This is a genomic window from Polyangium spumosum (genome assembly GCF_009649845.1).
Taxonomy (GTDB): domain Bacteria; phylum Myxococcota_A; class Polyangia; order Polyangiales; family Polyangiaceae; genus Polyangium; species Polyangium spumosum.
Genome location: NZ_WJIE01000011.1, coordinates 63,754 through 87,869, shown reverse-complemented (window position 1 = coordinate 87,869; position 24,116 = coordinate 63,754). Strand labels below are relative to the sequence as shown.

At 70.0% G+C, this 24,116-nt stretch carries 22 protein-coding genes; 12 read left to right on the top strand and 10 right to left on the bottom strand.

What is annotated here, in order from left to right:
* The first annotated feature begins 9 nt into the window (after positions 1–9).
* Entirely contained in the window at positions 10–1,428 is a 1,419-nt protein-coding gene (locus GF068_RS31125; protein ID WP_153823146.1) for a glycoside hydrolase family 1 protein, read from the top strand.
* 8 nt (positions 1,429–1,436) lie between these two features.
* Positions 1,437–3,647 carry a glycoside hydrolase family 36 protein gene (locus GF068_RS31120; protein WP_153823145.1) on the top strand — a complete coding sequence of 737 codons (2,211 nt, stop codon included), beginning with the start codon at positions 1,437–1,439 and terminating at the stop codon, positions 3,645–3,647.
* Here the strand turns inward: GF068_RS31120 and galE are convergent.
* From galE to GF068_RS31095, 5 genes are all read right to left on the bottom strand, one after another.
* Positions 3,604–4,602: a UDP-glucose 4-epimerase GalE gene (gene galE / locus GF068_RS31115; protein ID WP_153823144.1), complete on the bottom strand. Its 999-nt coding sequence runs from the start codon at positions 4,600–4,602 to the stop codon at positions 3,604–3,606. The two genes, GF068_RS31120 and galE, sit on opposite strands and share 44 nt — an antisense overlap.
* A 62-nt stretch (positions 4,603–4,664) precedes the next feature.
* The gene (locus GF068_RS31110) at positions 4,665–5,861 is read right to left on the bottom strand and encodes a sodium/glutamate symporter (RefSeq protein WP_153823143.1); all 1,197 of its coding nucleotides are present in this window, start codon (positions 5,859–5,861) and stop codon (positions 4,665–4,667) included.
* A gap of 15 nt (positions 5,862–5,876) precedes the next feature.
* The gene (locus tag GF068_RS31105) at positions 5,877–7,331 is read right to left on the bottom strand and encodes a peptidase associated/transthyretin-like domain-containing protein (RefSeq protein ID WP_153823142.1); all 1,455 of its coding nucleotides are present in this window, start codon (positions 7,329–7,331) and stop codon (positions 5,877–5,879) included.
* Between the two features lie 61 nt (positions 7,332–7,392).
* A complete protein-coding gene (locus tag GF068_RS31100) occupies positions 7,393–8,250 on the bottom strand; it encodes a hypothetical protein (RefSeq protein ID WP_153823141.1) in 858 nt (285 codons plus the stop codon).
* An 83-nt stretch (positions 8,251–8,333) separates the two neighbouring features.
* The gene (locus GF068_RS31095) at positions 8,334–8,963 is read right to left on the bottom strand and encodes a M10 family metallopeptidase domain-containing protein (protein ID WP_153823140.1); all 630 of its coding nucleotides are present in this window, start codon (positions 8,961–8,963) and stop codon (positions 8,334–8,336) included.
* A 99-nt stretch (positions 8,964–9,062) separates the two neighbouring features.
* Here GF068_RS31095 and GF068_RS31090 point away from each other — a divergent pair, with 99 nt between their 5' ends.
* On the top strand, positions 9,063–9,455 hold the full coding sequence (locus GF068_RS31090) for a DNA-binding transcriptional response regulator (protein WP_153823139.1): 393 nt from the start codon (positions 9,063–9,065) through the stop codon (positions 9,453–9,455).
* 2 nt (positions 9,456–9,457) lie between these two features.
* Here GF068_RS31090 and GF068_RS31085 read toward each other — a convergent pair whose 3' ends face one another.
* Both GF068_RS31085 and GF068_RS46545 read right to left on the bottom strand, forming a co-directional pair.
* Complete coding sequence (locus GF068_RS31085) at positions 9,458–10,999, bottom strand: aldehyde dehydrogenase family protein (protein WP_153823138.1); 1,542 nt, start codon at positions 10,997–10,999, stop codon at positions 9,458–9,460.
* Between the two features lie 40 nt (positions 11,000–11,039).
* The gene (locus tag GF068_RS46545) at positions 11,040–12,281 is read right to left on the bottom strand and encodes a hypothetical protein (protein WP_153823137.1); all 1,242 of its coding nucleotides are present in this window, start codon (positions 12,279–12,281) and stop codon (positions 11,040–11,042) included.
* A 414-nt stretch (positions 12,282–12,695) separates the two neighbouring features.
* On the opposite strand from GF068_RS46545, the gene GF068_RS31075 reads away from it, so the two are divergent.
* From GF068_RS31075 to thiD, 8 genes are all read left to right on the top strand, one after another.
* The gene (locus GF068_RS31075; protein WP_153823136.1) at positions 12,696–13,040 is read left to right on the top strand and encodes a helix-turn-helix domain-containing protein; all 345 of its coding nucleotides are present in this window, start codon (positions 12,696–12,698) and stop codon (positions 13,038–13,040) included.
* 527 nt (positions 13,041–13,567) lie between these two features.
* The gene (locus GF068_RS31070; RefSeq protein ID WP_153823135.1) at positions 13,568–14,182 is read left to right on the top strand and encodes a hypothetical protein; all 615 of its coding nucleotides are present in this window, start codon (positions 13,568–13,570) and stop codon (positions 14,180–14,182) included.
* A gap of 46 nt (positions 14,183–14,228) precedes the next feature.
* On the top strand, positions 14,229–14,885 hold the full coding sequence (locus GF068_RS31065) for a sigma-70 family RNA polymerase sigma factor (protein WP_153823134.1): 657 nt from the start codon (positions 14,229–14,231) through the stop codon (positions 14,883–14,885).
* Positions 14,882–15,610 carry an energy transducer TonB gene (locus GF068_RS31060; protein ID WP_153823133.1) on the top strand — a complete coding sequence of 243 codons (729 nt, stop codon included), beginning with the start codon at positions 14,882–14,884 and terminating at the stop codon, positions 15,608–15,610. The genes GF068_RS31065 and GF068_RS31060 overlap by 4 nt, the downstream gene beginning before the upstream one ends.
* A gap of 65 nt (positions 15,611–15,675) precedes the next feature.
* Positions 15,676–16,443, top strand: coding sequence for a TonB family protein (locus GF068_RS47200; protein WP_153823132.1), 768 nt, complete (start codon positions 15,676–15,678; stop codon positions 16,441–16,443).
* Between the two features lie 259 nt (positions 16,444–16,702).
* Positions 16,703–17,656 carry an esterase/lipase family protein gene (locus GF068_RS31050; RefSeq protein ID WP_153823301.1) on the top strand — a complete coding sequence of 318 codons (954 nt, stop codon included), beginning with the start codon at positions 16,703–16,705 and terminating at the stop codon, positions 17,654–17,656.
* 10 nt (positions 17,657–17,666) lie between these two features.
* Positions 17,667–18,701 carry a lipase secretion chaperone gene (locus tag GF068_RS31045; RefSeq protein ID WP_153823131.1) on the top strand — a complete coding sequence of 345 codons (1,035 nt, stop codon included), beginning with the start codon at positions 17,667–17,669 and terminating at the stop codon, positions 18,699–18,701.
* 47 nt (positions 18,702–18,748) lie between these two features.
* Positions 18,749–19,552, top strand: coding sequence for a bifunctional hydroxymethylpyrimidine kinase/phosphomethylpyrimidine kinase (gene thiD / locus GF068_RS31040; protein ID WP_153823130.1), 804 nt, complete (start codon positions 18,749–18,751; stop codon positions 19,550–19,552).
* 1 nt (position 19,553) lies between these two features.
* Here thiD and GF068_RS31035 read toward each other — a convergent pair whose 3' ends face one another.
* The 3 genes from GF068_RS31035 to GF068_RS31025 form a co-directional block, all read right to left on the bottom strand.
* Positions 19,554–20,453: a fibro-slime domain-containing protein gene (locus GF068_RS31035; RefSeq protein ID WP_240807657.1), complete on the bottom strand. Its 900-nt coding sequence runs from the start codon at positions 20,451–20,453 to the stop codon at positions 19,554–19,556.
* Positions 20,454–20,503: 50 nt separating this feature from the next.
* Entirely contained in the window at positions 20,504–21,160 is a 657-nt protein-coding gene (gene msrA, locus GF068_RS31030) for a peptide-methionine (S)-S-oxide reductase MsrA (protein WP_153823129.1), read from the bottom strand.
* A 69-nt stretch (positions 21,161–21,229) separates the two neighbouring features.
* Positions 21,230–22,537 (bottom strand): serpin family protein, encoded by a 1,308-nt coding sequence (locus GF068_RS31025; RefSeq protein WP_153823128.1) that lies wholly within the window; start codon positions 22,535–22,537, stop codon positions 21,230–21,232.
* 367 nt (positions 22,538–22,904) lie between these two features.
* Here GF068_RS31025 and GF068_RS31020 point away from each other — a divergent pair, with 367 nt between their 5' ends.
* Entirely contained in the window at positions 22,905–24,113 is a 1,209-nt protein-coding gene (locus GF068_RS31020) for a hypothetical protein (protein WP_153823127.1), read from the top strand.
* Positions 24,114–24,116 lie beyond the last annotated feature (3 nt).

The following is a 24,116-nucleotide window of genomic DNA, read 5'->3' as shown; positions in this document are numbered from 1 at the left end:
GCCTGCATCATGAACATCGCCCGCCTCGCCCGCCTCGGTTACGCCGCGCTCACCAGGGATCCACACCCGCCGCCGTGCGTGCTCGGCGCCGAGGACGCGCTCTCCTCGTTACGCTCGGCCCTGCCGGCGGGTTTTTTGCTCGGCACCGCCACGGCCTCGCACCAGATCGAGGGCGGGCTCGATAACGACTGGACCGACTGGGAGCGCGGCGCCCACCCGGGCGGCGAGCCGCACATCAAGGATCGCGCGGTCTCGGGCGCCGCGTGTGATTCGTGGAGCCGCATCGACGAGGACATCGGGCTCATGCGCCGCCTCGGCGCGAACGCATATCGATTCAGCGTCGAGTGGAGCCGCCTCGAGCCCACGGAGGGCGCCTGGAACGAGGACGCCGCGGATCGATACCTCGCCTGGGCGAACGCCCTGCGCGCCGCCGGGATCGAGCCCATGGTCACGATCCACCATTTCACGTTGCCCCGCTGGGTCGCGACGCAGGGCGGATGGATGAACGATCGGACGATCGAGCTCCTCGCGGCCTTCGCGCGCAGGGTCGCGAAGAAGCTCGGATCGGCCGTCGATCTCTGGTGCACGATCAACGAGCCGAGCGTGGTCGCGGCGCTCTCGTACGTGAAGGGGATCTTCCCGCCCGGGCTCGAGGATCCTCGAATCGCCGCGCACGTGATGGCCCGCATGCTGAAGGCTCACGCGCGCATGACCGAGGCGATCCGCGAGGTGGACACCACGGACGCGGACGGCGATGGGCGGGCCACGCGTATCGGCATTGCGCACCACGTCCGCATTTTCCAGCCAGCGACGCGCTCCCCGCTCGACCGGCTCGTCGCCGGTCTCACCGACCGCTTCTTCAACGAGGCCGTCGCGTCCGCGCCCTTCACGGGCCGCATCGAGCTCGCGATCCCCGGCGTCGTCGAGGTCGACGAGGCCGTCCCCGGCCTCCTCGGCTCGTTCGATTACATGGGCATCAATTACTACACGCGCGACCACGTGAAGGCCGACCTCCGCGATCCTGCCTTGTCGAAACAGTTCGTGCCCGCCGATCGGCCCGTCAACGACCTCGGCTGGGAGATCTACCCGGAGGGCCTCTACCAGGTCCTCAAGCGTTATGGCGCGCTCGGCCTGCCGGTGTACGTCACGGAGAACGGCATCCCCGACAAGAGCGGCGACGTCCGCCCCTCCTTCTTGCGCTCCCACTTCGAGGCGCTCGTGCGCGCCGCTCGCGAGGGCGTCGACGTGCGTGGTTATTTCCACTGGTCTCTCCTCGACAACTTCGAATGGGCCGAGGGCTACGAGCCTCGCTTCGGCCTCTTCCGCGTCGACTTCGACAGCCCCGACAAACGGCGCTCGCCCACGCCCGCCGTCGAGACCTTCCAGGAGATCGCGCGCGGGCTCGGGCTCGAGCCCGAAGCGGGCTAGGGCCCGACATGCGACTCTCGCGCCCCCGCGGCGAGCTCCGGTACCGCACGCGCCGCGGCACGTTTTTTCTGCATTTCGACGCTTCACGGCCGGGCCTCGTCGAGGACGGGAAGGTCCGCCTCGCCATCGCCGAGGACGCGGGCGATGGCCTCTCCGTCACGCTCCACGCCGATGTGGACCTCGCGGTCGAGGCGCTCACCCTGCGTTACGAGTTCCCCGTTCGCGAGGGCGATCGGTTTTTCCTGAATGGTTACCAGTCCTGGACCGACACGCGCGAGTTCTCCCCGGACGAACGTATCCACCCCTTCCCGCCCCTCGCCCGACCCGCGCTCGAACGGTTCTTTCGGACGAACCATTACGGCGACTACGATATCGTCCCGCCCTCGGGACGGAGCCTGCACGGCTTCACCTATTTCTACCTCCGCGAGGCGGAGGGCTCGGCGATCGAGCTCCTCGGCTCGCTCTCCGAGCGCGAGGGGTTCACCGTCTTCCGCGTCCTGCCGGAGGAAGGACGGCTCGTCGTCCAGAAGGATTGCGAGGGGCTGAACCTCCGCGCCGGGTCGACGTGGAAGGCCCTTCGGCTCCACCGGGGCGTCGGCGACGAACACCAGGTCTTCGATACGTATCTCCGCCGCTTCCACGCCACGAGCGGCGTCGTGCCTCGCCCCGCCGCGCCCGGGACCGGCTGGACGAGCTGGTATTACCATTACACGAACATCAACGAGTCGATCGCCCTGAAGAACCTCGACGCGTTCTCGCGGCGCAGGATCCCGATCGACGTCTTCCAGCTCGACGACGGCTGGCAAGGCGCCGTCGGTGATTGGCTCGACGTGAACACGAAGTTCCCGCGGGGCCTCGCGTTCCTCGCGGAGCGTATTCACGAGGCGGGGTATCGCGCCGGCCTCTGGCTCGCGCCGTTCGTCGCGGAGAAATCGTCGCGCCTCGTCGCCGATCACCCCGCGTGGCTGCTCCGCGACGAGCGCGGCGAGCCCGTCCCCGCGGGAAACTCGGCGCTCTGGAGCGGCGATTTCTACGGCCTCGACCCCTTTCATCCGGGCCTCCGTGATCACCTCGCGCGGGTCTTCGACACGATCCTCGGCGCCTGGGCCATGGACCTCGTGAAGCTCGATTTTCTCTACGGCGCCTGCCTCGTCCCCCGCCACGGCAAGACCCGGGGCGAGATGATGACCTGCGCGATGGAGCTCGCGCGTGAGCTCGTGGGCGACAAGATGATCCTCGGCTGCGGCGTCCCGCTCGGGCCTGCCTTCGGCCGCGTCGAGTATTGCCGTATCGGCCCCGACGTGGGCCATGAATGGAAGAATACCCTCACGCGTGGCCTCGGCATCCGCGAGACCATCTCCACCGTGACGGCCCTCGAGAACGCCGTCGGCCGTCATCACCTCTCGGGGCGAGCCTTCCTGAACGACCCCGACGTGTTTTTCCTCCGCGACCTTTCCTTCGGGCACGAGCGATTCGACCCTTTTTTGGCCCTCCAGCAGGCCCGCTGGGGAAAGAAGCAGCCCCTCTCGCGCGACGAGAAATACACTCTGTTTCTCCTGAACAACCTCTTCGGCCGGCTCGTGTTCACCTCCGACGACATCGACGAATACGACGACGAGGTGATGGACCTCTATCTCTCCTCCTTCCCGCTCCGTGAAAAAGAGGACGTGCGGGCCTCGCTCGCCGGCGCCCCGCCTGCCTTCGGGGAGGTCGGCGGGTTCTACGAGGTCCATTTTCGCATCGGCGAGCTCCGGTACACGGTCCTCGCGAACCTCTCGGACGCGCCCGCGCGCCGCGCCCTCGAAAAGGACGCATTCTCGCGCGGCATCCGCGGCGAGGCGTGTTTTCATTCCGCGGGCGAGGTCGTCTCCCTCCCGCCCCACGCGTCGATCTGCCTGCTCGAGGACGGCGGAGCCGAGGCCCGCCTCGTCGGCTCCACGTCGAGCCTCTTTCCCGGCTCGGACATCCATTCCCTCGCGCCGGACGGCGAGGGCGGCCTCCGCGCCCTGCGCGCACCGCGCGCCCGCGGCCGCGGCCTCGTCTTCCTGCGCCCCCACGCGGGCGAGCCCGGCGCCCGGGTGAACGGTGTGTTCATTTCCGCCAAACCTCACGGTCGCCGCGGGAGCCTCGTCGCCATCCCGGCCGCGTCCCTCCCCGAGGCGCCCGCCGAGGCCGTCAGCCGTGTTTCTTCTGATGCCACGCCCACGCGTGGGCGATGATCGTCTCGAGCTCGGGATACCGCGGCGACCAGCCGAGCCGCGTGCGCGCGCGCTCGCTCGACCCCACGAGCGCCGGTGAATCCCCGGCCCTGCGCGCGGCCTTCTCCACGACGATCGTGCGTCCCGTGACCCGCTCTGCCGCCGCGATCACCTCCCGGACCGAAAAACCCCGACCATTGCCCAGGTTCACCGCCATACTCGCCCCGCCGCCGAGCAGATACTCGAGCCCGAGGACGTGCGCGTCCGCCAGGTCCGAGACGTGGACGTAATCACGGATGCACGTCCCGTCCGGCGTATCGTAATCCTCGCCGAAGATCCGGATCGACGGACGTTTGCCGAGGGCGGCGTGGAGGACGAGCGGGATCAGGTGCGTCTCGGGGTCGTGATCCTCGCCGAGCAAGCCGCTCGGGTGCGCGCCGGCCGCATTGAAATATCGAAAGCTCACGGACCTGAGGCCCCAGGCGGTCTCGCACTCGGAGAGGATCGCCTCCACCACGAGCTTCGACCGGCCATACGGGTTCAGCGGATTCTGCGGGTGATCCTCCGGGATCGGGATGACCTCTGGCACGCCGTAGGTCGCGCAGGTCGAGCTGAACACGAACGTCCCGACGCCGGCCGCCTGCATCGCCTGGAGCAACGTGACCGTGCCGGAGACGTTGTTCTCGTAATACCTGAGCGGATCGGCGACGGACTCGCCGACCTCGATGAACGCGGCGAAATGCATCACGGCGTCGATCCGCTCGCGCGCGAAGATCGCGTCGAGGGCGGCTCGGTCACGGGTATCGGCCTGGATCACGGGCGCGCCGAGGGCCTGCTCGATCGGCTCGTGGTGGCCTTTGCTCAAATTGTCGAGCACGAGCGGCCGGTAGCCGCGCTCCGCGAGGGCGAGGGCCGCGTGCGAGCCGATGTACCCGGCGCCGCCGGTGACGAGGACGGTCCTGCGAACGGTGGTCATGGGCCTCCGGGACGAGCCGGCGAAGCGTACCCGAAGGCTGCCGGCCCGACAAGCGATCGCGCTCAGCGCAGCACGTTCAGGGCCTGCGTGACGAGCAGCGCATTGATGAAATCGATGAGGAAGGCGCCCACGATGCTCACCGCGAAAAACGCCTGCGGCGCCGGGCCCGATTTCCGCACGATCTCGTTCATGCAGGCGAGCGAGTTCGCCGTCGTGCCCAGCATGAACCCGCAATACCCGCCCGCCATGACCGCCGAGGTGTAGCTCCGGCCCATCATCCAGTAAATCGCCGTCCAGCAGAGCCCGATCGTGAGCACCACCTGGCCGATCAGGATCAAGAGCACGGGCAGCGCGAGCGTCTGGAGCTGCCAGAGCTCCAGCGTGAGGAGCGCCATCACGATGAAGAGCTCGAGCGCGATGCCGCCGATCGCCTCCATCTTGTCCTGATCGATACCGGCGAACTGCAGGCGATCGTCGAGGTTGCGCATCACGCCGGCCACGATCATCGCCCCGATGTACGCGGGGAGCGTGAGCTTCCAGGCGGAAAACTGCGCCGAGAGCAGCGAGCCGAGCGCCATCGCCACGCCGAGCGCGATGATGTGCGAGAGGTAATCGCCGTGCCTCTCGGAGGGCCCCGCGTCGATGTCGATCGCGGGCGCGGGCATCGCGTCGCTCGCGCCCGGACGCAAGGCGTGGCGGCGAATCAAGAAGCTGCCGACGAAGCCGCCGAGCAGACCACTCACGGTGATCCCGAAGACGGCCGACGCGAGGCCAATCGCGGTCGCGCCCGGGACGCCGGCCTCCTCGAAGACCGGGCCAAACGCGAGCGCGGTGGCCGGCCCGCCCGTGAGCGACACGGCGCCCGGAATGACGCCGAGCAGCGGGGGCAAACCCATCACCTTCGCCGCCCCTGCGCCCCAGCCCATCTGCGCGAGCAGGCCGAGGACCGCAGCGCCGAGGAAAATGGCCACGCGCCTGCCGCCGAGCGCGAGCAGCCTCAGGCTCGCCGTCATCCCCACGGTCGTGAAGAACGCGATCATGAGGATGTCGCGCAGGGCGAGGTCGAACTTGAAATTGCAGACGCGATCCCGCAAGGCGAGGCCGACGATCGCGTACACGAGGCCGCCGAGGATGGACGCGGGGATGCTGAGCCGCTCGAAGACGGGCGCGAGGCGCCGGATCCCCCGGCCGAGGACGAGGCCGAAGCAGGCGAGGCCGAGGACCTGAATCGAGGAAATCGAGTAGGTAGGAACGTCCATGAAAAGGAGCGCGCCTCAGGGCGAGAGGACGCCGGTGATCGCCTCGGCGTACACGCGCTTCGCCTGGACCTTGAGCGGCGCCGCGCTGTCGAACTCCTCCCGTACGCCAATGCGGAGATAATAATAATACCCCACGTCGAGCAGGCCGTCCGGGATCCGGAACGTGGTGTCCCGCGTCGAGAACGAGGCCATGGTCCGCGTGAGCGCCCCTCCGGGATCGAGGCGCCGGAGCGTGATGACGTACGCCGCCGCTTTGCCGAGCGAGGGCGCGCTCCACGTCACCGTGGGCGTCTTTCCGATGCCGAGGCGCTCTGCATACGCGGGCTCGCCATTCACCCGGACGTCGAGCGGAGGGCCGAGCGTCGGCGCGATCGCGCCGGAGAACGAGGAGGCGGGGCCGGTGCGGCCCACGGCCACGGCGGTGGTCTTCGGGACCCCCGTGGGCGCGACGTGCGTCACGGCATACGAGACCTGCACGGCGGCGACCTCCGCCCATTCCGCGGGGAATGGATTGCCATACACGAGCTCGGCGGGAGGCTGCGCGTTCGGGAGGCCGGAGAACAGGAGCAGATCGGGCGTGGGCGACACGGACGTCTTTTCGAGGCCGCCCGGCTCCACGCCGATTCGAACGTCCTTACCCGCGATCGTCGCCTCGGGATGGACGCTCTCGGCGAGGGCCCCGAACGCGGCGTCGTCGAACGAAACGGCGAGCTTCTTCGTGGGCGCATCCACGAACGAGCCCTGGACGGGCGTGGTCGCGCCCTCCGCGAGCGTGAACGAGGTGGGGCCCAGCCCCTTGCGCACCGCTCGATAAGGCGTGCTCAGGCCGGTCGTCCCGACCATCTGCGTGAAATAGGCCTGATCCCCGGCGCCCCCCGCGATGATGTTCGGCACGGTGAGCCCGGACGTGAGGAAGCGGTGATTCGTGAGCTCCGTGGTGTCCATGGCAGGGAGCATGGTCGCCGGCTCGAGCGTGCCCATCGTGCCCGCGCCGAGCGAGAAGATTTCGAGGCTCGAACCTTCCCCCCACGGGCTCAATCCGTCGAACGTGACCTCGAGCTCGGTGGCGTCGAGCGTGATCGGATCGGCGTCGGGGCGGCCCACGAAGACGCGGCCGAGGTCCACCGTGCGCGGCGCGTTCATGACGAACCGCGGCGGCCGCGTCCCCGTGCCGAAGAGCTCGATGAATCGGAGATCGTAGGGCCCCTCCGGCACGTCTCGAATGACGAAGGAGCCGTCCTCCGCGACCTCGGCCAGAAACTCCTGCTCGGCGCCGTCCGCGTCGAGGACGACCGCGGCAATCTCGAATTGTCCGGGGTCACGGACATTCGTCACCTCTCCGCCGTCGGTCAGGTGGACATCGACGATCTTGCCCGTGACGTCGAAGAAAGGCGGGGCCGGGGTCTCGCCGCCGCCGCAGCCGAGCGCCCCGAGGAGGCATAAAGAGGAGGCACCGAGGAAGAACCGCATGCCCCGGCCTACCACGGAGAGGCCCGCGCGAGAAGACCCGTTTGTACGCTCGAATGCCCGATCAGTCGCGCAATAAGACCTCGAGCTCCAGGACGACGAGCGGCATCACGCCCGCGAGGCCCTCGCGGCGGAACGATTGCATCGTCACGGTGGAGCCCGGCTTGCCCATCGCGGCCATGAGGCCGGAGAAATACCCGAGCTGCATCGGGACGAACCACGGCATGATCCAGACGGGCAGGTTCCGCTCGACGATGCGGATCCGGCCCGGGCCCTGCCGCTCGACGTCCCATTCACCAAAATCGTAATAGCGGCCGGCGAGCGGGCGCAGACGCGAATGCATGTCGTCGCTCGATTTGCCCTGCAACAAGGCCCGATAGGCGTGCTCCACGTCGTACGCGGCCTGCGCGCGCCCCTGCTGCTGCGCGAAGGTGTCGATCGGCGTGCGCGCGAGCGAGGCGAGGACGCCGCTGCCCGCGACGAGCGGATACACGTCGTAGAAGCTGCTCGCGAGGAACGGCTGACCGAAGAAGGCCTGCAAAGCTGGCGTCGGCAATGCCGCGGCGAACGCCGACGTCCCGCCCTCGACGCGGCTCGTCACGAGGTGGGCGAGGCCCCGATACGCGATCCCCTTGATCCGGAACGTCCCCTCTCCCGGCGGAGACGGTAGATCCAGGTACCAGGAGCGCTCGCCCGTCGCCGTCGGCGGGCGCGTCGAGGGGCGCGACGGGCGCTCGGACGAGCTCGGCGCCCAGGTCTCCGAGGAGCGCGGCGCGCCTTCGCTCGACGAGGGCGGCGGCCGGCTCGGCCTGAGGGCGCTCCACGCCGGACCTGCGGGCGCGCGATCACTCGGCCCCGCGCGGTCAGAGACGGGCGCGACGAGGGACGGCGGTGGGGTCGTTCGACGTGGAGGCGTTTGCATGCCAGAACCCGGGCCCGATCGGCCGGACGATCCGCAGCGTACAACGATCCCGGTCTCCGTGGCGAGCGAATCACGCGCGCCGCTCACGCGGGCTCGAGGAGCTTCGACCCCACGTACATCCGGGCCATGCTCTGGATCCGCTCGGCCTGCCTGGCGTCGAGGAACGGGGGCACCTTCCCCGTACGCGAATAACTCATCACGTTGTCGGTCACGTCGCTGTGGCCGAGGCCGAAGAAATGGCCGAGCTCGTGTGCAAGTGTGCTCGGCCGCGCGCTCGCCGCGACGATCACCCAATGCTTGGCCGGCGTCTTCCTGTGCCGCCAGTGCACGCCCATCCGGAAGAGCTTCGGATCGTCCACGTCCCGCAGGGATGCCACGATCATCACGTTGATCCGCTTTGCCTCGAGGTGCGCGGCGAGCGCGTCCCTGTCGGCGCGTGTCTCCAGCCTGGCGAGGGCCGCCGGGAGCGCGCGGGCGCTCGTCTTGCGCAGCGTGACGCCGAGGGGCGTGAAGAGCCGCGTGACCTCGGCGATCTGCTCGTTGATCCACGCCTCGTTTTGCACCGCGACCGCGTCTTCCTCGGCGACGGCGAACGAGAGCGGGAGCGGGGGGATCGGCGCTGGTTCCCCCTTTTTCGCGAGGGCGCGCCTCGGGAGCAGCAAAGATCCCGCGAAGACGAGGCCCGAGGAGAGGATGGCGCGGCGAGAAAACATGGCGAGTGATCGAGAGACTAATCGATCGGGGCGGACGAGGCGAGCGTGCGATCACGACGCGGCGCGAGCAGGCACGCGCCCTGCCTTGCGATCGCGTTCATGCAGCACTCTGCCGTCGTGGCCATCATTCACGAAGACGAAGCCGTGGCGAGGTTGCTCGCCGAAGAGATCGAGGCGTCGGGCCTCCGCGCGGTCACGGCCGCGCTCGGCGCGCTCGTCTCGGCGCCGGACGAGGCGCTCGCGCTCCTCGCCCGGCACGACCCGCGTGTCGTCGTTTACGACGTCTCGCCGAACGACGAGAGCGTCCCGTTTCTCACGTTCCTGCGCAGCACCAAGGTCGGCTCGCGCCCCACGTTCGTCCTCACGACGACCGCGGGCCACGAGCACGAGCCGCTCCTGCGCGAGGCGATCGACCTCCGGAACTGCCCGCACGCGGTCGACACCCTCGTCTCCGCCGTGACGCGCGCCGCGTCCGCCAGGCGAGCGGCCTGATCCTACCCGAGCCAGCTCTCCTCGAACGTCATCCCCGTCGGCACCGGCGCCGCCGCGCCCGCCTCGATCATCCCCGCCACCGGATACGCGCAATAATCCAGGCTGAACGACCCTGCCGGCCTGTGATTGCCCGACAAACCAACCCCGCCAAACGGCAGCTTGCTGCTCGCGCCCGCCGTGCCCGTGTTCACGTTCACGCACCCGGCGCGCGCCTCCGCGAGGAACCGCTCGATCGCGCCCGGATCCTTCGTGAAGATCGACGCCGCGAGCCCGAAACGTGTCGTGTTGGCCTGCGCGATCGCCTCCTCCAGCGAATCGACGACGACATAACGGAGCAGCGGGCCGAACACCTCGACGTCCGCGCCCGGCCCCTCCTCGGCGAGCGTGAACCGATCGACGCGGACGATGCCCGGCGAGACGTAATGGCCCCCGGACGCATCCGGCAGGGCCCGCGCCGCGAGCCGGACCTCGGCCCCGCCGCCCGCGAATCGCTCTTGCGCCGCGAGCACGCCCGCGCGCGCCTCCGCCGAGATGATCGGCCCCATGAAGGGCTGCGGATCCGCGAGCGGATCGCCCACCCGCAGCCGCGACGCGATCGCCTCGATCGTCCGGACGAATCTCTCCGCCACGGCCCCGTGCACGACGAGCCGCCGCGTGCACGTGCAGCGTTGCCCCGTCGACACGAACGCCGAGCGCGCGACCTCGATCGCCGCCTGCCGCAGGTCCGCGTCGGGCAGCACGACCGACGGGGCATTGCCGCCCATCTCGAGCGCGAGGATACGGCCTGGAAAGTCGAGGCTCGCCTCCATGATGTGCCGGCCCACGGGCCACGAGCCCGTGAAGAGGACCCCGTCGATATCGGGGTTCGCGACGAGCCGCGACGCCACGCTCGCGCCGCCGTGCACGAGGTTCAACACCCCGGGCGGCGCGCCCTCGGCGACGAGCGCCTCGGAGAGCCACGCCGCGAGGGTTTGTCCGACCGCGGGCGCCTTGTCGCTCGGCTTGAACACCACGGTGTTGCCCAGCGCGAGCGCCGGGATGATGTGCCCGTTCGGCAGGTGCGCCGGGAAATTGAAGGGGCCGAGGACGGCCATCACGCCGTGCGGCCGGAACCACGCGCGCCCCGTGCGCGAGGGCGAGAGCGTGATCTCGAAGCCCGAGACGCGCCGGAGGCCACCGTGCTCGGAGGCGTCGAGCGTGATGTCGACCTTGGCCGCGAGCAGATCGGCCTCGGCCCGCGCGTCCCAGAGGGCCTTGCCCGTCTCGTCGCTGATGAGGCGGGCCATCTCCGCCGCGCGCGCCTTGCAGAGGTCGCGGAAGCGGCGGAGCGCCGAGAACCGCCGCTCGGCAGGCAGCGCCGCCCAGGCGGAGAGCGCGCGCCGGGCCGCCGCGACGGCCGCGTCGGCGTGCGCGGGCGCGGGGCTACCCTGCCAGACGACCTCGGCCGGACGCGCGGGGCTCCGGGAGGTGAGGGCGTCGCCGGGCAGCGGGACCCATTGACCTTCGAGGAGATCCGACGGCGCGTGCGCGAGGTGGGCAGACATCGGGCGGAAGGGTCCCGGGCGCCCGGGCCCTTGTCAAGGGTCACTGGGGCGCAAATGCGACGCCGCGGAAGACGGTATTCGTCGGCGCGATCGTGGCGACCGTGACCGGGGGGGACGCCGAGCCGTCGTCGAGCAGCGTGATGAGCTTGTTCGCGCTGCTGTCCGAGGTCGTCGCCACGACACGCACGCCCGCCCCCGTGGACGTCGCCGCGAGGCCCCGCACGCCGCTCGTCCCGTCGCTCCACGTCGCCACGAGGGACCACGTGCCGCCGTCGAACACGTATTTCTGGATTCCTCCGCCGCTCGCCGGGCTCCTGTCGTCCGCCACGTAGAGCGTGTCCGGCCCGGACACGGCGGCCGAGAGATCCAGCAGGGCAAACCCGTACGGGCTCGCGCCCACGGTGGGCAGGCCCGGCAGCGACGTCGCCGTTTGCCCGCTCGACGTGGGGGCGCCCGCGCCGACCTCGAAGACGTTGACGAACGTGCCCGCGCCCGAGGTCCCGTAGAGCTGGCCGTCGATGACGTGCACGCACCGGGTATTGAGCGGATTCGCGAGGACCTGCGCGCCGAACGTCGAGCCGACCGTGATGAAATGGACGCCGCCGGTCGTGGTGCTGTTGCCCGAGACCCAGATCGACGAGCCGTCCGTCGACGTCGCGCCGCGCACGTTGCTCGCGCTGAAGGCCCCCGAGACGAGCGTCGACGTGTTCACGTTGCCGAACGCGTCGACCCGGCCGACGACACGCGGGACGACGTCCGCCGATTGCGTGCTCACGTTCAGCGTCCCCACGCCTGCGGCATACCCGGCGAGCAGCACGTATTTGCCGTTCGCCGAGAGCGAGAGGTGACCCTCCGACGTCGCCGTCCCCGACAGCGTGAACGTGTAATTCGATCCCGAGGTCGCCTGCGGCATGCCGGTCGTCCCGGGCCCGCCGGGCGTGGCCGAGCCGTCCGTCAGCCGCCACTCGAGCGAGACCGGCGCCGCCGCGGACGAGAGCGCCGTCACGCCATCTCCGAGGCGCAGGAGCACGATGGGCAATGGCGCGCCGCCGCCGCCGCTGCCGCCCCCGCCGACGGACGAGCTCGCCCCGCCGCCGGTGCCTCCGCCGCCGCCCATCCCCGCGCTGCTGCTCGACGATTGTGCAGGCCCGCCCCAATCGTCTCCCCCTTCGCCCCCTTCGCCCCCGCCGCCGCCTGGGCGGGTGCTTCCTTTGGCGCAGGCGAACAGGACGAGCGGGGCGACGGCGAATGAAATGGCGACGAGGTATCGAGACGAATTCAAGCGTGCACCCTCCGGCAAAACGTGTTCGATACCGAATGCGTATGCCGGATTCGGCGGGGCCGCAAGGGCGAGGCTCGGGGGGTCGGCCAGAGAACGTCCGCGGGTGCGCGGCTTCGTGGCGCGTGGACCCCGCCCGGCCGTGGCCGGCTGCCCTTCTTGCCCGTGGTGGCCCCCACGCCCCGCCCGCGCCACGGATGACACGGATGAGGTGAGCCTCCCCCCGGCCGCGCCCATGCCAGCTCCCCCTGGAACGATCAAGCCTTATGTGCGGGGGGGCCAAACGTCCCCCCGCGCCCCTGGGCGCTGGCGGGTCCTCGGACGCCCGAACCGAAATCTGCGGGTCGGACGAACAGGGGGGTTTGTCTTCCGCGCATGTTGTGGTAGGGGGGAATCCTCGCTGACGAGAGGTGATCCATGCCCCGAAGAACCGAACCCAGCCCCTTCTCCTCCAAGGTCGGCGCGCGCATCCGCGAGCTGCGGCTCGAGCGCAACATGTCGCTGCCGGCCCTCGGCGAGGCCAGCTCGATCTCGAAAGGCCACCTCTCGAACATCGAGCACGGCTTCGCGGCAATCACGATCGAGACCGTGGATCGCATCGCCCGCGCGCTCGATATCCCGCCGCTCTACATCCTCGCCTTCCCCGGGGAGGACGAGCGCGCCCGCATCGCCGACGCCGTGCGCAAGCTGCCGAAGTCCGAGTGGAAGAAGCTCCGCAAGGAGATCGAGGGCCGCGTCCCCGCGCCGAAGAAAAAGGGTTGACAATCGCCCTCGACGTATCGAGCGGCCCGCGGCGGTGATCGCCCAATCCATCATGGCCGGCGCGTCCGCGGCCTACCTGCTCGTCAGCCTCCCCTCGCTCCTGCGCGACTGAGCCAATACGAGGTTTCGTCCCCCAATGGGGAGCGGCGCGACGGTCTCCGCGACCGTCCGCCGTGTCCCGCGGAGGGTCGTGCTGTCTCCGGAGACAGAAGGCCCCCTCTCGCAGAGGGTCGAGAGTCGCCTCCACGAGGGGTGGATCCGGTCGGGAGACGGGGCGATCCGGGGCGGAGCCGGGTTCGAAGGCCGCTCGAAGAGGGTCGAGAGCCACGCGGACGTCAGGTCCACGCGCCTGCGGAGACCGGTCGATCCGGTGCAGGGTGGGTCCGGTGTGACCGGGAAACCGTCGAGACGAGGGCGCGGACGGTTGGAAGTGCGCGCCGAGAGAGATGGGCCCCGGCCGGAGACGGTCGCGACCCTCTTCGAAGAGGGTCGATACCCCGGTGGAGGAGTGGTGTAAGCTTCACGCCATGGGGAGCTTCTTCCGACAAAAGACGCTCGCGTCCCTGCGTGGACCCGAGGAGATGACGATCACCGGTCGGGTCGCCTCCGCGAGCAAGGCGACGAGCCCCGTCACCGGCATGCGCGCGGCCCTCTTCCGGATCAGCGTCGGCGAGAAGTACACCGATCGCGAGCGCGACCACGAGGGCAACGAGCGGGAGGTCGTGGTCTTCGAGGAGATCACGTCCCTGCTCGTCGGCGACAGCCTGCTCATCGAGACCGAGGAGGGGCTCGTCACGGTCCCCGCGGAGGACCTCGAGGTCCGGATCCCGGGGATCGACGGGGCGTCGGCCATGCCCATCGACGGGCGCCTGCCCGACGATCTGAAGGAAGCCGTCGCCGCGCACCGCTTCAAGCGGGGTCTGGCGGCCTATCAGGAGATCGCCCTCACGAAGGACGACGCGGTTCGCCTCACCGCCGTCCTCGCGCCCAAAGAGGGCCGCCCCGCCGAGGGAGACGGGCGCGCGCGCTGGATCGCGCGGCCCGATCTCGGGCCCATGATCCTCTACGACGAGTCCATCTCGGGCTCGATGGGCTCCTTCTGGCCGAGGATCGAGGACGCGATCCGGCGCTTCTTCCGCTGATCACTTTTTTGTGATCAAGCAGCGCTCGACCGGGCATGGTAGAGACGTGGCCCCGCTCCTCGCCCACCTCTGCCCTGCGTCCGCCGCGTCCCTCGTGGTCGAGGACGTGGAAATCTGCGAGGCGGACGAGCCTCGTTTCGTCGAAGACGGCTGGGCCCGGAGCGGCGAGCCCGCCGCGGAGAAGGCCCGGCTCCGGGGGATGGTCGAGGCGCACTTCGACGCCGTCTACGTGGCGCTGCGCAGGCTCGGCGTGCCGGCGGCGGAGCTCGACGATTGCGCGCAGCAGGTCTTCGTCGTGGCCTCGGGCAAACTCGCGGTCATCCAGCCGGGGCGCGAGAAGGCTTTTTTGATGGGCACGGCCGTGCACGTCGCCTCACACGCCAGGCGCTCGCAGCGCAGGCGGCGCGAGGTCCCCGAGGGGGACGAGGCGGCGGACGGGAAGGCCGATGAGGGGCCGCAGCCCGATGAAATCGTGGAGCAGCGGCGCCTGCGGGCTCTTCTCGACGAGGTGCTCGCGGCGATGCCGGAGGAGCTCCGGACGGCGCTGGTTTTGTTCGAGCTCGAGGAGCTCACGATGCAGGAGATCAGCGCGGCGCTCGACCTGCCCATGGGCACGGTGGCGTCGCGGCTCCGGCGCGCGCGGGAGGTCTTCACGAAGCTCTCGGCGCGGGTCGTGAATACACAAGGAAGGGGGCGGCCATGAGCGAGATGCGCAGGCTGCTGGACGAGAAGGGCGACGATCCGGCGACGGCGCTGCTCGCCTCGGCGCGGGCCGATCGGGCGCCCGCCGCGTCGAAGGCGCGGGCCCTCGCCGCGCTCGGGATCGAGCCGGTACGGGCGGCGAGGGCCGCCGTTGTGCCCGCGCGGGCGCTCTCGGCGAATACGAGGCGAGCGACGCAGGCGGCGCCACGCGCGCTCTTCCAGAGCGTGCTCGGGCCGACGGGGAGGCAGGCCGGGCGCTTCCAGGACATCCGCAATGGAGCCGCGCTCGCGGCGGCCGTCTTCGGGGTCGTGCTGCTCGCGCAGCCGACGTCGGGGGATCGGACGTCGAGGGGCCCGATCGACGAGCCGCGTCGTTATGCGGAGCTCGATCTCGGCGCGCAGGGCCGCTCCTCGGCGGCGGCGGCGCCGGCGCACGACGACGACGCGCCTGTCCTCGTCGATACCGAGCCGAAGCGTATCGGCGGACGGGATCCCGTGTACACCCGCGAGGCGCTCGAGGCCCGCGTGGAAGGCGCGGCCCTCCTCGAATGCGAGGTCACGGCGGAGGGCGCGACGAGGGATTGTCGGCTCTTGAAATCCTTGCCGCACATGGACGGCGAGCTGCTCGCGGCGGCGCGCACCTGGCGATTCTCGCCTGCGACGCAGGGCGGGCGGCCCGTCTCCGTGCGGTACGTCTCGAAGGTCCACCCCGTTCCGCCGAAGTGAAGTGAATCGGAGCGTGAAATAGGTTTCTCCGGGGCGGCTCCGCTCGTCCCGGAAAGGAGGCATTCGTGTTCGAATCGGCCCTGGGCCGGTACGAGGGCGCCCACTCGCGCCTCGGCACCGGAGCATTTCTTTCCATCGGCGCGCACGCGCTCGCGGCGTTCATCGTGCTCGCCCTGCCCGGCAAGAAGGCCACCTCGACGGAGGACGAGCCGGTCGTGGTGTTCACGCTGCCGAAGCCACCGGCGCTGCTGGGCTCCCCGGGCCCCGCGGCCCCCGAGCCGCAGCAGGCGGCGCGACCGAAGCCGCCCCGGCCGAAGCGCCCGCAGGTCCCGGTCCTGACGGCCGAGCCGCCGGAGGCCGAGCCGGCCCCGCCCGAGCCCCCCGAGGCGCCGGATCCGGGTCTCTCCGGGGGCGGAGCGACGGCGCCGGACGGCGCGGGTAATGGGGGCGATCCGAACGGGGTCCCGGAGGGCGTCGTGGGCGGCGAGGTGGGCGGGAAGGGGCCGCCGCCGCCGGAGCCGCCGCCGGAGCCGCCGCGACACATCACGATGAACTGGGCCTCCGAAATGGGCCGCCCGGTCCTCATCGGGGGCCCGGCCCAGCCGCCCTACCCGAACGAGGCGAGGAGCGCGCGGGTCGAAGGGACCGTCATCGCGCAATGCACCATCACCACGGAGGGCCGGCTGCGGGATTGCCGCATCCTCAAGGGGCACCCGTTCCTCGATTCGGCCGTGAACACCACGCTCGCGCAGCAACGTTACAGCCCGATGACGTACGGCGGCCGGCCCGTCAGCGTCCGCTACAACCTCACGTTCAAATTCAAGCTGCAGTGAGGCGCCGCGTGGATCGGCGGGGCTGATACGCGGAGGATCCACCCTGGATCCTTCATGAGCCATTCCAGACCACCATCACGCGGCCGCGTTGCAGCGTCGGTGGTTTGTTCCACGCGCAGCGCGTCATGACGAACGACGCGCGTCATTCAGGACCCTCTGGCATGAACGGTGCCATTCGGATAGGTTGGAGGGCCTGAACATGCGCTGGAACATTGGCTTGGGGGTTCGGTTGGGTCGGGCTGTGGCGTTCGGCGCGGCGATGTTCGCGTCGGCCTTCGCGAGCGGGTGTGGCGGCGAGTCGCCGGACGCGCTCGCGGCGGCCGAGGAGACGTCGACGTCGGCCGCGAACGCGTACACCGACACGTACACGCAGACGAAATACCCCATCGTGCTCGCGCACGGCATGGCGGGCTTCGACGCGCTCTTCGGCGTCGTGGATTATTTCCACGGCATCGAGTCCTCGCTCGCGTCGGGCGGGGCGCGTGTCTTCGTGACGCAGGTGCCGGCCTTCTCGTCGACCGAGGCGCGCGGCGAGGCGCTGCTCGAGCAGGTCGAGGACATCGTGGCGACGACGGGCGCCAAGAAGGTGAACCTCATCGGCCATAGCCACGGCGGCCTCGACATCCGGTACGTCGCCGCGATGCGGCCCGACCTCGTCGCCAGCGTGACGAGCGTGGGCTCGCCGCACCAGGGCGCCGACCTCGCCGATTTCCTCCGCAACAACATGAGCGAGGGTGGCTTCTCCGAGGCCGTGCTCTCGCTCTTCGCGAACTCGCTCGGGACGATCCTCGGCCTGCTCTCCGGCCAGACGGACCCGCAGGACTCCATCGCCGCGCTGGAGTCGCTCTCGATCGAAGGGACCACGGCGTACAACGCGGTTTACCCCGCGGGCTTGCCGGGCGTCTGGTGCGGCGAGGGCGCGCACACGGTGAACGGGGTCCGGTACTTCTCGTGGTCCGGCACCTCGCGGGTGACGAACGTGCTCGACGTCTCCGATTACCCGATGGGGCTCACGGGCATCATCTACGACGACGCGAACGACGGGCTCGTCGGCCGCTGCAGCTCGCACCTCGGCGACGTCATCCGCGACGATTACAAGATGAACCACCTCGACGAGGTGAACCAGCTCTTCGGGATCACGGCGCCCTTCCAGACGAGCCCGAAGTCGGTCTTTCGCTCGCACGCGAACCGCTTGAAGAACCTCGGCCTCTGACGAGGAGCCTTTGAAGAGCCGCCGCATCACCACGGGGATCGTCCTCGTCGTCACGCTCGCCGCCGGCCTCGCCGTGTGGAAAACGGGCGCGGACGAACCCGAACGACGGGTCGAGGCGACGACCGAGGCGCGCGGCAGCCATTCGAATCACGTGGTCGATCGGAGGACCTCGGCGCCGCCGGCTCGCCGCGCCGAGGCGAGGGTCGATACCCGCGAGAAGAGCCCTTTCACGGACAAGGCCCGGTCGCTGCGCGGCACGAGCGAGGACGGCGCCTTGCGCGTCGGTCCCGACGGATCGCTCCTGCTCGGGCCGGAGATCCTGCGCCTCTTCGATTACTGGTTCACCACCGAGGGCGAGGAGAGCGACGAGACGATCCGCGCCCGGATCCTGGCCGCGATTCGAGAGCGGGTCGATGGCCCGGCCGCGATCGAGGCCGCGAAGCTGCTCGACGACTATCTCGCTTATCGAAAGGACAAGGACGGGCTCGCGCTGCCGAAAGACGAGGAGAGCGACCCGACGGCGCGGCTCGAAGCGCTGAAGAAGCTCCGCCGGAAGCATTTCGGCGAGGAGGCGGCGGAGGCGCTCTTCGGCGACGAGGAGCGCGAGGGCGAGGTGGCCGCCGAGGCGAGCCGGATCCGGAAGGACGAGGCGCTCTCGGCCGAGGAGCGCGAGCGCAAGATCGCCGCGCTCGAAGAGAGCTTGCCCGCGGGGGCGCGCGAGGCGCGGGAGGCCGCGACGCTGCCGCTGCGCGCGCGGGCCGAGGCGGAGGCGTTACGCGCGGAAGGGGCGACGGACGAGGACGTCCACGCCAAACGCGTGGAGACGCTCGGCGTGGAGGCGGCGGACAGGCTCGCCGCGCTCGACGCGGAGCGGGCGGCGTGGAAGGCGCGTGTCGAGGCGTTCCGGAAGGAGCGCGACGCGCTCGCCGCGAAGACCGAGGACGAAGCCACGTTCAAGGCGGCCGAGCAAGCGCTGCTCGACGAGTCGTTCACGCCGCTCGAGCAACGAAGGGTGCGGGCGACGCTGGCGATGTCGAGCAAGTAGGCGCGGGCGGCTTGCGCGTCGGGAGCGGCGCTGGTACGCGCCTCGGCATGAGAGGGCGTGTCCTCATCGTGGCCGGCTCGGACTCGGGCGGCGGGGCCGGTATCCAGGCGGATCTGAAGGCCGTGACGGCCCTCGGCGCCTTCGGGGCGACCGCGATCACGGCGCTCACGGCGCAGAACACGCGCGGCGTCTTCGGGGTCTCTCCGGTCCCGCCCGCGTTCATCGAGCAGCAGATGAGCCTCGTGCTCGAGGACATCGGCGCGGACGTGATCAAGACGGGCATGTTGCATTCGGCCGAGGTGATCGACACCGTGGCCGGCGTGCACGCGCGCCTCGCGGAGGACGTCCCGCTCGTCGTCGATCCGGTGATGGTGGCCAAGGGCGGCGCGCCGCTCCTCTTGCCGGAGGCGCGGGAGGCGCTGCTCGGACGGCTCCTGCCGCGCGCGGCGCTGATCACGCCGAACCTGCCCGAGGCCGAGGTGCTTTCAGGACAAACGATCGACGGTGTGCCGGCGATGCGACGTGTCGCCGAGGCGCTGCTCGCGCTCGGGCCGAAGGCGGTCCTCTTGAAAGGCGGGCACCTCGAGGGGCCGGTCGTGACGGACGTGCTGGTCACGGCCGCGGGGGAGGCGCGGCTCTTCGAGGCGGATCGGATCGAGACGCGCTCGACGCACGGGACGGGCTGCACGCTGGCGTCGGCGATCGCCGCGGGGATCGCGCAGGGGCTCGGGATGGAGGCGGCCATCGGGCGGGCGCGGCGTTATTTGCGGCTCGCGATCGAGCAGGCGCCGGGGCTCGGGCACGGGCACGGGCCGCTGAATCACGCGGTCACGGCCCGGCCCTTCGATTGATTCATTCGGGGATCGGCGGCTCCGAGAAGCAGCCGATCGTCGTGTCGATCCGGAAATTCGATTCGCTCGTGTGCCGCTCGGCGAAGAAGAAATCGAGCGGATACGTCTTGCCCTTCTCGATGCCGAGCTCCGCCGCGCGCTCGTCGAGGTCCACCGTCGCGCTCTGCGCGCCGTGCACGCCGCCGAGATCGATGACCAGCTTGCCGTTGATGAACGTGAAGAGGTCGTCGTCGCCCGTGAACGTGAAGACCTCGCCGCCCTCGTAGATGAACTGCGTCCGGAGCTCGAGGGTGAAATGGTAATTGTGGACGTTGCCCTCGTTGCCGAAGCCCTGACCGTCGATGGGGAAGAAGGCCGAGTTGTTGTACGTGTACGTCCCCCCGCCCGCGGCCATGAGCGGGATCTCCACGGGGATCGCCATGTTGACGCCGGACACGTCGTTGTACCATTGGTCGAAATTCGCCTTGCCCGTCGTCGTCGGCGTCGTCGGGTTGCCCGCATAGACGGGTTTCCCGTCGGGCCCGAGCTCGCCCCCGACGATGCCCTTGTCCGTGCCGACGACGTACTCGAAATCGGGGTGCGCGACCTGGAAATCACGCACCGTGGCCTTGAGGATCGGGTCGCAGCTCGGGCCGCCGCCGCCCGCGCCGCCGCCCGCGCCGCCCACGCCCGAGGGGAAGAGCTCTCCGCCTTGCCCGCCCTGGCCGCCGCCCATTCCTCCCTGGCCCATCCCGCCCGAGGCGCCGGCGCCGTTTCCACCGGCGCCCGATCCGCCGAGGCCGCCGCCCGCGGCGTTCGGCTCGTCGCCCCCGCACGCGGCCGCCGCGCCGAGCAGGCCCATCATCGAAAGGACGAGCGCAAACCGCCCCATCCGACCCGTGTGTCGTCGTGTCTCGATCATGGAGGGGATGGTATCCGCGAGGCGCGGCGCGTGTCACGCCGGAGGCGTGCTCAGCCCGTCGAAACGAGACCCACCGGGCAACTCACGCCGGTGCCGCCGAGCCCGCAGTAACCGCCGGGGTTCTTCGCGAGGTACTGCTGGTGATAGTCCTCGGCGTAATAGAACTCGGGCGCCTCGAGGATCTCCGTCGTGATGTCGCCGTGCCCCGCCGCGCGCAGCGCCTCCTGGTAGGCGACACGCGAGCGCTCGGCGGCCGTCTTTTGCGTGGGGCCGAAGCAATAAATACCCGAGCGATACTGCGTGCCGGCGTCGTTGCCCTGGCGCATGCCCTGCGTCGGGTCGTGGCTCTCCCAGAAGACCTTGAGCAGGTCCTCGTACGAGACCTTCGCCGGCTCGAAGACCACGAGCACGACCTCGTTGTGGCCGGTGAGGCCCGTGCAGACCTCATCGTAGGTGGGGTTCGGCGTGAACCCGGCCGCGTATCCGACCGCCGTCGCGTACACGCCGTTCGTTTGCCAGAACTTGCGCTCCGCCCCCCAGAAGCACCCGAGCCCGAACATGGCCTGCTCGGTGCCCTCGGGGAACGGAGGCACGATCCGCGCGCCGCTCACGAAGTGCCGCTCGGGCACGCGCATACGAGCGCTCCGCCCGGGCAGGGCTTGCGCCTTCGTGGGCATCTGCAGCTTGCGAGGGTCCTTGAAGAACATGGGCGTATCTTGCGGCGGAAGCCTCCGCCCCGCAAGATACGCCCCGCCCGGCTGGATGTCTGGAGAGGCTCAGCTCGGATCGGCCACGCGGCCGACGAAGAGCACCTGCTTCGTCGCGATGTCGCGGATGAAGAACAGGAACGGCTTGTCGAAGGTGATGGCCGCGGGCTCCGGCGCGCTCGTCTCGCCGACGATCACCGCGGTCGCCGCCGCCGCCTCGGTCCCCGCCTCGTTCACCGCGACGAACGCCTGGTGAATGACGTCCGTGATCACGAGCCCGCCCGTCCCGTTGATCCCCGAGAAATCGGCGCCCTCCGAGAACGCGACGCCCATGCCGAGGGTCTTCAGCGGGTCGACCAGGCTGAACTTCGACTCGAACTTGAACTTCGGCATCCGCGTGTCGACGAGCTTCTCCGACAGGGCGGAGACCACCTCGTTCATACGGGCCGCGTCGAGGCTGCCCTCGAAGGCGTCGAGGTCGTTCGGCAGGACGAGCACCATCGAGAGCTCGCGACCGTCATAAGGCAGCTCCACGGCCGCGTAATCCGCGCCCTGCGCGTACGGCGCCTCGATGTGACCCTGCATCATGGGGACGTCGACGGTGGCGCCCGCGCTCGTCGTGAACGGCGCGTTCTTCGTGTTCGCCTCCTCGAACGGCGTCTGCCAGGCGGCATTGAAGTACACGGCGTTCGTCAGGACGAGCCGCGTGCCGGAGTTGATCGAGCCCGGCGAGAGGATCTTCTGGATCTTGTCCTCGGTCTTCGTGGCGACCCAGCCGTTGATCAGCTCGAGGGCCTGATCGGCCGCGCCCACGTAATCGACCACGTGCATGCCGGCGCCGTAATGCAGGCCGAGCACGTCGAGGAACGCCTTCTCGAAGGGATAACCGACCTGGCCCCAGACCGCGTTCGCCACGTTAAGCCGGAACTTCTGGCCGTCCGAGCCCATCGCGTCCTCGCCGCGGCTCGCGAGCTCGAGGTCGAGCTCGTTCCACGCCGGGTGGAGCTTGTCCTGCGGGAGGTCGAAGTGCAGCGTCTTCGCCATGTCCGTCTCGGTTTGTCCACGCGCGCCGGCCCAGGTCATCGCGAGGGCGCTCGAGATGGAGTGCGGCGAATAGAAGAAGTTTCCCGGCTCGCTGCGGAGGACCTTGTACATGTCCGTGGCGAACGCCGTGTTGCCGTCGACGAGGGTGCCGAGGTCGGCGCTCGAGACATTGGGGCTCGTGATGCGCTGCTGCCCGGAGGTCACGACGCAGCCGGGCGTGTTCGCGTCATGGCATTCTTCATTCGTGGCCCCGGGGGGCTCGGGCGGCGCAGACGAGCTGCAAGCGAGGGCCGAGAGCGAGAGGAGCAGAGAAAGAAGGGGAAGTTTTCGCATGCCGGCGCCCTGAGCAACCGGTGTGCCACGAGCGATTTTCCGCGATTTCAAGGCGCGCGGGCATCGAGCGAGGCAACGATGTCCGAAGGCGGCCCAGGGTGGCACGCCCGATCGGTCATGCGGCCCGAAATAATACAGCCCCGGGCTCCCCATGAGCCGCGGGGCTGGATCGCCGAGCGGGAACAATCGCGATCGAGGTCATGGAAGCCCGCCCCGCGCGCCCCGTCAACTCGATTCCAACGAATGCAATCCTTTTGGCCCTCGGTCCACGTTATCGCCCCGGGCGGAGCGCGCCCGGAGCCCACCCGACGGAGCACGATACGAGCGTCGCTCGCGAGGGCCCATCCCTGGTAAGGTGAGAGCTCCCATGGATAAGGCCGAAATCGATGCCCTGAAACGCGCCCATCGAGGAAACGCCCGCGCCGTGGCCTTCCTGCACGTCCTCCGGCAGGGCGCGCTCGGGCCGGACGATCACGCCTTCCTCGCCACGCACGCCCACGAGCTCACCTCCGCGGATCTCCTGCGCTGGCGCGCGCGCACCCCGTACGTGGGCCGCCCGCCGATCCTCGTCGCGCTCGCGAAGCTCGCCGAGGACAAACCCGCCGAGTTCGAGCACGAGGTGCTGAACGCGCCGGGGTTCTCCTTCGAGGATCGGGAATGGGCGACGCTCGCGGACCTCGTGCGCGGCAAGGTCCCCCCCGCGCTCTTCGCGCGTATCGAGCGCCGAGAGACCCGCGCCCCCGCGCCGGCGCCCGCGCTCTTTTCATCCGCGGACGAACCCGTCGATCTCGCGGCGATGTTCGACCTCGACGACGCGACCGCGCCCGCAGCGCCGGCCTCGAAGGCGGACGACGATTCGTTCTTCGGCGGCGGCTCGCTCGGCGACGAGCTCGGGCTCGATCTCGGCGGCGACGAAGGGGACCCGCTGTTCGCCGATCCGTTCGCGGGGCTCACCGTGGAGGAGGCGTTCGAGAAGGTCGACAGCGGGACGAACGGCGACGAGCGCGCGATGTTGCTCGAATGGCTCGACGCGCAGAGCGTCGACGCCGAGCGCCTCATGAACGCCGCGCTCGCCTCCCTGCAACGCGGGCCCGTGGCGACGCCCGTCGTCGCGTGGATTGGAAAGAAGCTCGCCTCGAAGGCGGACTGGGAGACGAACGGCGCCGGGCTCTTTCTGGCGCTCGTCGGCAGGCGCGCTTTCCCGGAGCTGCAGGAGCTCGTGGCGCAGGGCGCCGGTGTTTCGGCGGAGCTCGACGAGGCGCGGCTCGCGGCCTTCGGGCACGTGCTCGTCGACGCCGCTCGCGACGCCATCAAAACGAAGGACGAACCACGCGCGGCCGCCATGCTCGCGGCGCTCTCGGCCCTCGACACGACCGAGGAGGCGCGCAAGCGGTTTGGCGCCTTGAAACAGGCCCTCAACAGGGCGAAGGCCTCGCCGTATCTGCTCACGCTCGTTGATCTCGTGGTGTACCGCGCGCGCATGTCCCGGGAGTCCCCGACCGACACGCGCCCGGAGAGCCTCACGGAAGGGATGATCGCCGCGGTGCACGTCCTCTCCGACGCGCTCGGCTCGTAGCGA